Here is an 11,494-nt window from a genome sequence, read left to right as displayed (position 1 = left end):
ATTGTTGTTAATTAATTGTCTGTTTTTGTTTCTTTAAATTAACATTGAGAATCTTATATTTCACAAATAAACATGTAAAAATAAATTTAAGTTATTGTTTTTAAATTATTTTTATTTCTATTTTATCTTTATTTAATTAACATATTTACAATTTGTACCCTTTTGTTACCCTCTGTATGCATTTTGTATAAAGTGCAAAAATAATTATAAACTTAACAGGGATAAGAGTATGAAAAATATTTTCAAAAAAAATCTTACGGCAATAGCGGTTCTCGCTTCACTAGGTGTAGCGCTTCCAGCAGTGGCATCTGATGTTGTAGGTTCTATCGATAATATTTCTACTACAGCAGGGTATACCGTAACAGTAAAAAATCCTGCAACAGGGTTAGAAAGAACATTAAATATTTCTGAAGACGGTTCATTTCGATTTGCTTCATTGCCTTCAGGTAGCTATCAAATACAAATCTTAAAAAACGGCGCCGTTGTAGCTGAAGATAGTGTGCGCGTTTCATTAGGTGCTAATGCAAAAGCGAGCTTTGATTTAGCACAAGTCAGTGATTCCGGTCCTGAAGTAATTCAAGTATTAGGCGCTCGTATTTCTTCGATTGATTTAACAACTGCCGATTCTGGCCTAGTTATTACAGATGCTGAAATAGACCGTATGCCGATAAACAGAGACCTTACCTCGGTTGCATTGTTGGCACCAGGAGCTGTTAAAGGAGACAGTGCTTTTGGTAATACTGCGTCGTTTGGTGGCTCATCAGTAGCTGAAAATGCATGTTATATTAATGGCTTAGAGGTTACTAATACACGCCAAGGCCTTGGTTGTGGTGAAGTACCGTTTGAGTTCTATGACCAGTTCCAAGTTAAAACGGGTGGTTACTCTGCCAAATTTGGCCGCGCAACCGGTGGTACCATAAATACAACTACTAAAAGTGGTACAAATGAGTGGGAATTTGCGGCAGTTGTGCAATTTCAACCAGACTCTTTGCAAGAAGAGGGAAGTATTTCTCGTGGTAACAATGGCGCAGGTCAAATATTTAGAGATGAAAGCTTAGACACTGATAGCAAAACAGATGTGACTATTTCTGCTGGTGGTCCTCTGATTGAAGACACGTTGTTTTTCTATGGATTAATTAACCCAAGAGATACTGAGTCTACATACACGTGGGGTGGAGATGAATTTTCGCCAAACGATCAATACCGAAATGAATCAGCTTCTGGTGGCGATAATTTATTTTGGGGCGGTAAGCTTGATTGGGATATTAATGAAAACCATAGGTTAAGCTACTTTGCCTACTCTAATCGTCGTGATATTGAGCGTTCAGTGTACGAATACAATAACGGTACTGTGGGCGATCGTATCGATGGTGCCATTTTAAAGCGTGGTGGTGAAGCGCAAAGCTTAAGTTATACGGGTGTTTTAACCGAAGACCTAGTTGTTACTGCTATGGCTGGTAATATTAAAACAGAATATGAAACGCAATCAGAAAACTTGGTTTGTCCATCTATTACCGACTCTCGAGGTACTGCTAATCCAATCACTGGCTGTGGTGCAGGCGGTAGCTTTGGTGCCAATAATGATGAAAATACCCAATACCGATTAGATGTTGAATATGTATGGAATGACCATGAAATAACATTTGGTATCGATTACCAAGAGCGTAAGTCTGAGAATATAAGTAGTCCTATTGGTGGCCACAGCTATGATTACAGAACTCTTGCAGATAATGGTAGTTGGCAAGCCGATAATGGCGCACTAACAAATAACACTGGTGCCGCGCTTGACTATGTTGAAGACCGTATCTTTGATGGCGGCGGCAGCTTTGAATCAGAGTTAACAGCTTACTACATAGAAGATCAGTGGCAAGTAACAGAGGATTTCTCAGTTAAAGTTGGCTTACGTATTGATGAGTTTGATAGCTGGGGTACGACTGGTAAGTTACTAACTAGCTTTGAAACAGATATTGCACCTAGACTAGGCTTCACTTGGGATCCTACAGGTACAGGCGACACTAAAGTTTATGGTACATATGGGCGTTATTACTTACCCGTAGCCAATAATACTATTTTTAGAGCCGCATCAGGGGTTAGTGATATAACCACAGCTTATACGTATACTGGTGTTGATTCACAAACTGGCGCACCAACAGGCCTAACGCCATTAGCTGACACGCTTGGGAATGGTGGTATTCAAAACTCACAGCAAGTGAGTGGTGTACCGGTTATACCTGAAAAAGATATCTTCCAAGCGCAAGAGGCTGATCCATTCTCTAAAGATGAATATATTATTGGTATACAGCAAGCTTTAAATGATGAATATACAGTAGGTGTTAAAGGTATATACCGCGAAGTTGCAACAGCATTAGATGACTACTGTGGGCGATATGCATACCCTTACTGCGTAATGATAAACCCTGGCGATTCGTCTAGCTGGTACAGTGACGGTTACTACTGGAATGGAACCGATTGGGGAGATTCATCATTCAATAACGACGGTGTTCCAGATAGTGGTTCTTTAACTACCTATTCAGCAGAAACAATAGGCCTACCTAAAGCAAATAATGAATACACCGCTGTAGAGTTTAGCCTTGACTATAAAGCTGACACTATTCGTTATCAGTTTGGTTATACATGGGCTAGAAGTGTAGGTAATTTTGAAGGTGCTGTTAAATCAGATATTGGTCAAGCTGATGCGGGTATTACCCAAGACTTTGACTTCCCAGCAGTTATGGATGGATCTCAGGGCTATCAACCTAATGATAGACGCCATACATTTAAATTCTTTGGTAGTTGGGAGCCAATGGAAGACTTAACTGTAGGCTGGAATGCTACTTTACAAAGCGGGCGTCCTAAGAGCTTATTTGGTCAAGGCTATCCATCTACCGATCCAAATTTAAATGGCGGTTGGGGTGATACTTTCTACATTTATACTAATGAGTGTCCAGATACAAATGGCAACGGCGACTGTGATCAAGATGAGAAAATCTATGAAAAACATAGCCGAGGCACAAATGGCCGTACACCTTGGGTATTTAACTTAGATTTATCTGCTGCATATGATTTCACAGTATCTGATATCGACATGCGTGCATCGGTTAATGTATTTAACATTTTCAACTCGCAAACAGAGTCATCACTGAATGAACACTATGAGCAAAATGAAGGTGAAGTAAATGCGTACCATGATGCTGCATACTCTTGGCAAACACCACGTTACGTTCGTATAGGTTTGGAAGCTCGCTTTTAATACTTATTAATAACTAACCTTAAAAACCCTTCTTAATCGAAGGGTTTTTTGTAATTTAAAAGCACTTTTATTATTTTCAAGATTTAAAAAACTGCATTGATTTAGTTAAGTCATCAGAGAGCTGACTAAGTTGCTGTGCGTCTTGCAGTGTAGATTGCGCAGAGAGAAGAGTTTGATCAGCTAAGTTACTTACTTCTTGTGCATCACTTAATGCTTGGGTGGTTGCGTTAGATTGCTCTTTAACCCGCAGTGCTATCTCTTCGCCTTGATGTTTTATATCGCCCATGCTTTGCTCTGCACTTTGTAAAATATCGTTTGTTTCGGTGGCGGCTTTTACCGATTGTTCCATCTTCTGGACACTTGAGTGCATTTTTTGTTGTGTATCGTCAGAAGCTTGTTGGAGTGAGCTAATTATTTGGTGAATTTCTTGGGTTTGAGTTTGTGTACGCTGGGCAAGGGTTCTTACTTCATCAGCCACCACGGCAAAACCACGGCCATGTTCACCGGCTCGTGCGGCTTCTATTGCTGCGTTTAGGGCTAATAAATTAGTTTGATCGGCTATTTCGCTAATGCCTTTACTTACTTTACTAATTTCTTGGCTATCTTGAGCTAGTCTATCTAAGGCTTGTTGGCTTTCGGTAAATTCAACTTGAAGGTCTTGCATGTATTTGGCAAGTTCCATGGTGTTGTTAGAGCCTTGCTTTACATGCTGCGCGGCATCTTGCGCTGTTAACATCGCTTGATTAGCAGACTCTTCTACACTCACTGCACTTTGCTCCATATTACTTAGTGCATCATGAATAGCGTTTACCCGTATTTGCTGTTTTTCAACATCGTTACTCGTTTGGCTGCTTGCCTGTGAAAGCGATTTTGTGGCGCCGCATAGCTCCACAGTACTTGCTTTTACATTATCTAAAAGTTTTGAAAAGGCATTAAGAAGTGCGTTATATCGCGCTGCAATAATATCCATTTCATCATTAGTACTTGAATTGATAACCGCATTTAAGTCGCCATTTGCTGCTCTTTGCGCAGCTTCGGCAAAGCGATTAATGGTATCAACTACCGCAAAATAAAAACCAACCATTAAGTAAAATGCAATCAATAAACTAATTAATGATGCAGCTAATACAGTGTTTCTAGTCAAGCGTTGCGTGTTCAGTTTTTCATTTATTAGCGATTCAAGGGTAGGGATGCTTTTATCAATTAGTTGGCTAATACGACTAAGCACTTGGCTGGTAAGCCCTGCAAATTCGTTTTGTGTAAGCTGTATATCATCTGGTTCAAGCAGCTTTTTATCAATGGCTGTTTTAAAAGCGGCTATGGCGTTATGTAAATTAGTGAGAGAGGGCGTCAGTGCTTTATTTACAGATGCATCGGCCGTGGTGGCAATTGTAAGTATTTTATCGAGTTGCTGCTGGTACAAAGGTAGCGACTTACTTAAGTTTGAAAGCGCAATAAAAGTCTCTGGTGTAAAACGCTGATTAGTAAGAACAGTATTAGCGCTTTGCGCTGTCGCATTTATCTGCATGATAAGCGCAGGTATAGGTGTAACTAATGCGCGATTAACATAAGCACTCGCAAGTTGGTTATCTAAGGCCAAATTAGACTGTATTGAAACCAGCTCAAGTACGTCATTCATTTGCTCATCTTTTACATTAAAACCACGTGCTTTAGCTACTTTTACATTTTTATAGGTTTCACCCTGCATTTGATTTGCAAGAATGTCTCTGTAGCTCAGTAAACCTTGTTTTTGCATTTGAGAGACGCTTATACTCTCGCTTAATAAAGAGACTAAAAAAAACAAACTAAGCGCAAGGGGTAATAATAAAATACCAAAAACTAAACCAATTTTCGTTTTATATTTTAAGTTGCCCATTAATGATATAGCAGGTGCTGCTAAGTGCCTTAAGCTCGTCATACGTTTCTCTTGTGGGGTAAAAGTGAGTCTAAAAAGTGAGACCGTATAAAGGCTAAAAACCATTCAATTATAAATACGCACAAATAAAAAAAGCCCGTAAGGGCTTTTTTTAACTTTAGAGTTAATAACGCACATTATTAACACATGTGTTGGATGCTTATAGCTTAGCGAAGGCGCGCTCTGCAGCTTCTATAGTCGCTTGTACTTCTTGCTCTGTGTGCGCAGCACACACAAAGCCTGCTTCAAATGCAGAAGGTGCTAGGTATACACCTTCTTCAAGCATTAAGTGGAAAAAGCGTTTAAAGCGTTCTAAATCACATTCTGTAGCTTGTTTATAAGTGGTTACTTTTTCAGCTTCAGTGAAGAAAAAGCCATACATACCGCCAGCGTAGTTAGTGGTTAAAGGAATGCCTGCTTTTTTAGCGCCTGCTTCAAAACCTTCACAAATTGCTTTAGAAATAGCTCCTAACTTATCGTGCAAACCTGGTTCACTTAATAGCTCAAGCGATTTTAAACCCGCAGCCATTGCAATAGGGTTACCAGAAAGTGTACCGGCTTGGTAAACCGGCCCTACTGGCGCAATGTAATCCATAATTTCGGTTTTGCCGCCAAAGGCACCAACAGGCATGCCGCCACCAATGACTTTACCTAAACATGTTAAGTCAGGTTTTATGTTGTAATACGCCTGAGCGCCACCTAAAGCAACACGAAAGCCGGTCATTACTTCGTCAAAAATAAGCACCGATTTGTACTCATCACATACTGCACGCAAGCCTTCTAAAAAACCTTCTACAGGAGGAATACAGTTCATGTTACCCGCTACTGGCTCAACGATGATACAGGCAATGTCGTCTGCGTATTTTTCAAATACAGCTTTTACTTCATCAAGGTTATTAAACGATACGGTAAGTGTGTGCTTTGCAAAATCCTCAGGGATACCAGGTGAATTTGGCACACCCATGGTTAATGCGCCAGAGCCTGCTTTTACTAATAATGAGTCGGCATGGCCGTGGTAACAACCTTCAAACTTAAGGATTTTATCACGCCCTGTATAGCCACGGGCTAAGCGAATGGCGCTCATTGTTGCTTCGGTACCCGAGCTTACCATACGTACTTTTTCGATTGAGGGAACAAGCGCTTTTACTTTTTCGGCCATTAAAATTTCAGCTTCAGTGGGCGCCCCATAACTTAAACCGTTTTCTACCGCTTCGTGAACAGCTTGCTTTATAGCTGGGTGGTTATGGCCCATGATCATCGGGCCCCATGAACCTACATAATCGATATAACGGTTACCATCGGCATCAAAGGTAAAGGCACCCTCGGCTTTGGTAATAAATAGTGGCGTACCACCAACACCGTTAAATGCACGTACAGGCGAATTTACGCCACCAGGAATTGAAGTTTGTGCACGATTAAATAAATCTTGGCTTATTGTCATGAAAAATCCTATTAGTTGTCGCTTGGTAAAAGTGTTTAGCTGTCGCGTTTGCGGCTAAACCAAGGTACGTCTACTTCATATTGCTCGACTTTGTTTTCTACGCCGAGGGTTAAAGCAAACAGTGCCATACGAATTAACACGCCATTTTGTACTTGGCGGAATATAGCTAAATTGTCGTTACTGTTTAAGTCGTTATCAAGCTCATTAGCTTCTAAACGGCTATCGCGTGGGAGCGGGTGCATAAGCACGGAATTTGGCTTACAGTGCGCGTTATAAATTGATTGGCTAATTCTAAAGCCGCCACGGTATTTATTGGCTTCTTCTTGTGAAGGGAAGCGCTCTTCTTGAATACGTGTTTGGTACACAATATCGGCTGCTAAGTTCCCTTCCATTTTGTTGACTAATTGTATTTTATGGCCTGCATTTTCTACCGCATCTAAAATACTCGTTGGCATTTGCAGGCCATCGGGGGACACCATCGAAAATTTTACGTTTTTGTAATGGCACAATAATTTAGATAATGAATGTACTGTGCGGCCATATTTTAAATCGCCAACTAAGGCGATATGCATGCCATCAATGTTTTGGTCAAATCGGTTGAGTTCGCGCTCAATAGTAAGCAAGTCAAGTAGTGCTTGAGTAGGGTGCTCGTTTGGGCCATCACCACCATTAATTACCGGTACGGTACAACCGTCTGCAAATTCGCTTACCGAGCCTGCATCAGGGTGGCGCATAGCGACGGCATCAGCGTAAGCCGAAATAACGCGCGCAGTGTCGTAAAGCGATTCGCCTTTAGCTAGGGCTGAGCTTTGCATGCCGGTTGTTTCGCGCACGCCACCGCCTAGTAAATTAAAGGCAGTACCAAAGCTTACACGCGTACGCGTGCTTGGTTCAAAAAACAAATTAGCTAAAATAGCGCCTTCTAGCACTGTTGTTTGCTTTTGTTTTTTAGCATAAGGCTCCATTTTTTTCGCTACTGCAAAAATACGCTCAATGCAGTCTCTGTCGAGTTGATTTACCGACAGTATATGTTCACCTTGGAAACTTAACATGGGGTTTTTCCTAATCAATCAAAGGGGCGCGATAATCCATAAAAATGGGGCACGCAATCGCGCGTGTTATAGCAAGTATTGTAAATTGCAGCGCAGTTTAACATGCGCTACACAGCTTATAAATTAGGTTTTATTACCGCAAGCGCAACAATAATTAGCAGCGCAATAACTGGGAGCTCATTAAAAATACGATAAAAACGGTCCGTTTTGGTATTTTTGTCGTGTTTAAAGTCGCTCAGTAATTTAAAGCAGTAGCCGTGATATAGATATAAAATAATGACCAGTACCAGTTTGTAGTGCAGCCACATGCTGTATCTAAACCACTCACGGCCATATTCTACAATAGTGAGTACACCAAAAACGGCCGTTAAAATAGCAAACGGGGTAACAAAAAAGAGTAGCCGGCGTTCCATCACTTTAAGCATTGAGTTACAGGCTTTTTCTTCGCTCATTGCGTGGTATACAAATAACCGAGGTAAATAAAAAATACCGGCAAACCAAGCAATCATAAAAAAAATGTGCAGTGTTTTATAAATTAGTAAAGCGCTCATAAGAATCCTAAAGTAGGCTGTTACGAATAGTTAAAATATTATTTATTTGATCCCAGCGTAATAGCCCCATTATTTGCTGATCATCTAGCAAGTTGTATACATACAGGGCGCCGCTGCGTTTATCTTTTAAAATATCAAAGGCATCAGCTAAGGTCGACTGGCTGCTAATGCCTTGTAAACTAATGTAGTTTATATTTATGTTTTCGCCCGACATCAGGGTAAGGTCGTACTCTGCTAGGCGATAGCCGTTTTCTTCATCGTAAACTATTAAAGGGGTTTGGCTGTCCATGGCGTCTAAGGTGTTTTTAATTTGCTCTTTATCGTCTGAATAAAGCAGTTTAAAGTCCTCATCCATATCATCCATTATGCCCACTTTTTGTAGCGCCTCCGTTGCGGGCGATACATGATAGGGTAGCCCCTGAAAATCGAGCTGTTGCAAAAATATAGACCGATTGCCAAATACTTGCAGCGCCGTTACATAGGCGGTTGTTATCACTAACATGGCCGGTACAATAATCTCTGGCGAGGACGTAAGCTCCATCACAGTTGTTAATGCTGCTAAAGGCGCATGTAATGTAGCCGCGAGTAACCCTGCCATTCCTAATACGCCGTATGTGCCTGCAATGTCAGCACCTGGGCTTATAAATTGAGCAAAAAAGGCCATTAAAGTACCTGTTAATACACCTAGCCCAATAACGGGACCTATTAAGCCACCCGGTATTCCTAGGCCAATGGCAAACAGGGTCGCCAGCAGTTTAGCTATTAAAATAGTGGTAAGTAGCTGCGCGTTTTCAGGCGATTCAACCGCAATAGTAATCGCACTCATACCCGAACCCATCGCTTGGGGCACTGCATAGGCAATAATACTCGCAATACAACCTGCAATGAGTAAACGAGGAAACATGCTTAAAGGTTTAAATGTTTTTATGATCAGCATTAAATTTTGATTAAAGCTATAGGCAATTGCCCCTAAGGCCATGCCACATAAAATTAAATATGGGTAATGCCAACCACTCAATGGCGTAATGCTAATAAGTGCAAGCTCTGAGCCTTCACCAAACACAAATTGAGTCGCTAATGCACCAGTTAGTGCGGCAAGCATAATTGGTACAAAAATATGCACTTTGTACTCACGTAGCACCACTTCCATTACAAAAATAACCGCAGCCAGTGGGGTATTAAACGAGGCCGCAATACCAGCGGCGACACCACAGCCACTTAATGTACGCATGGCGTTATGCGGTAAATGAAGTTTATCGGCTAATATACTTGCGCCAGTTGCGCCCATATGAACAGATGGCCCTTCGCGGCCCACCGAAAAACCACTAATAAGTGCCAGTGCACCACCAACAAATTGGTTTACGGTGTTGTAAAGCGGCATTTGCCCGTAGTGGCGTTTAATACGATGAATAACAAAAGGAATGCCTAATCGGTAGTGCTTAAAGCCAGTAAATGCAGCAAATGTAGCAATCAGTAGCGCAGCAATCAACGGCATTAAAACTCGTTCAAGAGTGGGGATAGTAGTAAAATTATCGGGAGTGTCTAAAAATAAGCTTTGAAAAAACAGAATCGTTAAGCGAAATAAAATAATAAAAAATGCAGCAATTAAACCAGCACTTACGCCTAATAAGCATAATTGCACAGAGGTTTTTGGTTTTGCTAATCGACGCCTGAGTTGCTCAAGCCACATGCTGTATTCCCCGCCACATTTTTTCAGCGAGCAGTTTAACAAAAGTGTGCAGGTAAGTCCTTGTGATTTTGCAATTTTAAACACTTATATTAACAAATATTACAGCAATCACTGAAAACACATTTTGCTATCGTATCGGCTAAAGCAATAGTTAAAAGCCTAAGATAGCACAAGAGATGTTTGACTATACTTGATTAAAACACTCGGGTATTAGATAATCACGCCATTGCGATATTGAGGGTTTTAAAATGTCTGAAGAATTACCAATAAAGTTCAGCGATGCAGCTGCTGTTCGTGTTAAACAGTTAATCGACGAAGAAGAAAATCCAGATTTAAAACTGCGTGTTTACGTAACAGGTGGTGGTTGTTCTGGTTTTCAATATGGTTTTACTTTTGATGAAAAAGCAAATCCTGGCGATTTAGAAATAGTTAAAAATGGTGTAACCCTGGTTATTGACCCAATGAGTATTCAGTACTTAGTTGATGGCGAAGTGGATTACACCGAAGGGTTAGAAGGCGCACGCTTTTTTGTATCTAATCCTAATGCAACGACTACCTGTGGGTGTGGTGCAAGTTTTAGCGTTTAAGCAATTTACGCTTAGCTATTAAAGCCGCGTTAGCGGCTTTTTTAATGCCTAAAATTCAATTGGGCTGTAATGGGTAAACTGCATTATTAATACAAAAAAGCCTAATACAAAAGCAGAAAAGGCAAGTATGTATAAAAAGCCTTTTTTACCTTGTTTAATGGGTACTCCGTAGTGACGTAAAAACAAAAACCATAAAAAGCATAGTAAAATAGGCAACAAAAATAAGACTCTAAACATACTTCCTCTTTAGTCCCTTAGTTAGGGAAAAACGTTATTTATGGGAACTTTTTTACCCTTACTGTTGTTTAAACATCAATACAGCAAGGTTATTCGCACGTTAATTTGTAACAAAGTGCTTTTATCTTACAATTAATTTTTTAGGAAAAAACTTAATATTTTTGGTACGTTAACTTAAATATTCAGTATAAGTAAAGGTTAGTGGTTGGGTAAATTTATGCAAACTATGTAATTAATTATTTAACCGAACTGTTAATAGTATATAATGTATCCAAGAGTGAGACGGGCAAAATTTCACTCTTAATAAAAATAAACCTATATCCTATTTTTGCGGGTTAGCACTGAATAGATTGGTAGGTTGAATAAGTAGCAATACCTTTGCTTATTTAAGCAATAGCTTGCTATTGAATAATGTAGTGGGTATCTGCTTATATGCCTCCAATCATTGTGTGACTACTGCTTTGACGGGTATGTCATATCATCTAGTAGGAGATGTAAAATGATGGGCAAGACTGTTTCTTCTGAAGAAAACGAAAAGCTAACTAAATGGCTTAAAACAAAACGCCATGAAAAGGGTCATACAATGCGTAGCCTGGCACAAGTGCTAGGAACACCTCACTCATTTATCGGTAAGATTGAAAATCAAGAACGCCGCTTAGATGTTATTGAGTTTGTACGTTACTGTAATGCACTTGAAGTTGATCCGCATGAAGCGCTAGGCTTAATTAAAGCGGATTAATATTGTTTTGCTTAGGGTGTTATAAGGGGCAC

The 11,494-nt window shown here is 40.2% G+C and carries 9 protein-coding genes; 3 read left to right on the top strand and 6 right to left on the bottom strand.

Annotated elements, in window-relative coordinates:
• Positions 1-229 precede the first annotated feature (229 nt).
• Complete coding sequence (locus MTF68_RS12005; protein ID WP_024034306.1) at positions 230-3,250, top strand: TonB-dependent receptor; 3,021 nt, start codon at positions 230-232, stop codon at positions 3,248-3,250.
• A gap of 76 nt (positions 3,251-3,326) precedes the next feature.
• Here MTF68_RS12005 and MTF68_RS12000 read toward each other — a convergent pair whose 3' ends face one another.
• The 5 genes from MTF68_RS12000 to MTF68_RS11980 form a co-directional block, all read right to left on the bottom strand.
• Positions 3,327-5,168 carry a methyl-accepting chemotaxis protein gene (locus MTF68_RS12000; protein ID WP_248462624.1) on the bottom strand — a complete coding sequence of 614 codons (1,842 nt, stop codon included), beginning with the start codon at positions 5,166-5,168 and terminating at the stop codon, positions 3,327-3,329.
• 157 nt (positions 5,169-5,325) lie between these two features.
• On the bottom strand, positions 5,326-6,606 hold the full coding sequence (gene hemL, locus MTF68_RS11995; RefSeq protein WP_248462622.1) for a glutamate-1-semialdehyde 2,1-aminomutase: 1,281 nt from the start codon (positions 6,604-6,606) through the stop codon (positions 5,326-5,328).
• Positions 6,607-6,641: 35 nt separating this feature from the next.
• Positions 6,642-7,658 (bottom strand): aspartate carbamoyltransferase, encoded by a 1,017-nt coding sequence (locus MTF68_RS11990; protein ID WP_248462620.1) that lies wholly within the window; start codon positions 7,656-7,658, stop codon positions 6,642-6,644.
• 116 nt (positions 7,659-7,774) lie between these two features.
• Entirely contained in the window at positions 7,775-8,209 is a 435-nt protein-coding gene (locus tag MTF68_RS11985; RefSeq protein ID WP_248442964.1) for a CopD family protein, read from the bottom strand.
• A 7-nt stretch (positions 8,210-8,216) separates the two neighbouring features.
• Complete coding sequence (locus MTF68_RS11980; RefSeq protein WP_055252948.1) at positions 8,217-9,899, bottom strand: chloride channel protein; 1,683 nt, start codon at positions 9,897-9,899, stop codon at positions 8,217-8,219.
• Between the two features lie 248 nt (positions 9,900-10,147).
• Between MTF68_RS11980 and erpA the strand changes: the two genes are divergently transcribed.
• Positions 10,148-10,486: an iron-sulfur cluster insertion protein ErpA gene (gene erpA / locus MTF68_RS11975; RefSeq protein ID WP_002958911.1), complete on the top strand. Its 339-nt coding sequence runs from the start codon at positions 10,148-10,150 to the stop codon at positions 10,484-10,486.
• A gap of 48 nt (positions 10,487-10,534) precedes the next feature.
• On the opposite strand, the gene MTF68_RS11970 is transcribed toward erpA, so the two are convergent.
• Complete coding sequence (locus tag MTF68_RS11970) at positions 10,535-10,723, bottom strand: hypothetical protein (protein WP_004587152.1); 189 nt, start codon at positions 10,721-10,723, stop codon at positions 10,535-10,537.
• A gap of 499 nt (positions 10,724-11,222) precedes the next feature.
• On the opposite strand from MTF68_RS11970, the gene MTF68_RS11965 reads away from it, so the two are divergent.
• Positions 11,223-11,462, top strand: coding sequence for a helix-turn-helix transcriptional regulator (locus tag MTF68_RS11965; RefSeq protein ID WP_004587151.1), 240 nt, complete (start codon positions 11,223-11,225; stop codon positions 11,460-11,462).
• Positions 11,463-11,494 lie beyond the last annotated feature (32 nt).

It is taken from the genome of Pseudoalteromonas sp. 2CM37A (assembly GCF_023161885.1).
In the GTDB taxonomy this organism is placed as follows: domain Bacteria; phylum Pseudomonadota; class Gammaproteobacteria; order Enterobacterales; family Alteromonadaceae; genus Pseudoalteromonas; species Pseudoalteromonas atlantica.
Note: the sequence above shows the minus strand (reverse complement) of the source record. Positions and strands in the feature narration are given on the sequence as shown.

Coding starts and splice junctions, on each gene's coding strand:
- MTF68_RS12000 (WP_248462624.1), bottom strand. CDS start 5,168: ATGACGAGCTTAAGGCACTTAGCAGCACCTGCTATATCATTAATGGGC.
- hemL (WP_248462622.1), bottom strand. CDS start 6,606: ATGACAATAAGCCAAGATTTATTTAATCGTGCACAAACTTCAATTCCT.
- MTF68_RS11985 (WP_248442964.1), bottom strand. CDS start 8,209: ATGAGCGCTTTACTAATTTATAAAACACTGCACATTTTTTTTATGATT.
- MTF68_RS11990 (WP_248462620.1), bottom strand. CDS start 7,658: ATGTTAAGTTTCCAAGGTGAACATATACTGTCGGTAAATCAACTCGAC.
- MTF68_RS11970 (WP_004587152.1), bottom strand. CDS start 10,723: ATGTTTAGAGTCTTATTTTTGTTGCCTATTTTACTATGCTTTTTATGG.
- erpA (WP_002958911.1), top strand. CDS start 10,148: ATGTCTGAAGAATTACCAATAAAGTTCAGCGATGCAGCTGCTGTTCGT.
- MTF68_RS12005 (WP_024034306.1), top strand. CDS start 230: ATGAAAAATATTTTCAAAAAAAATCTTACGGCAATAGCGGTTCTCGCT.
- MTF68_RS11965 (WP_004587151.1), top strand. CDS start 11,223: ATGATGGGCAAGACTGTTTCTTCTGAAGAAAACGAAAAGCTAACTAAA.
- MTF68_RS11980 (WP_055252948.1), bottom strand. CDS start 9,899: ATGTGGCTTGAGCAACTCAGGCGTCGATTAGCAAAACCAAAAACCTCT.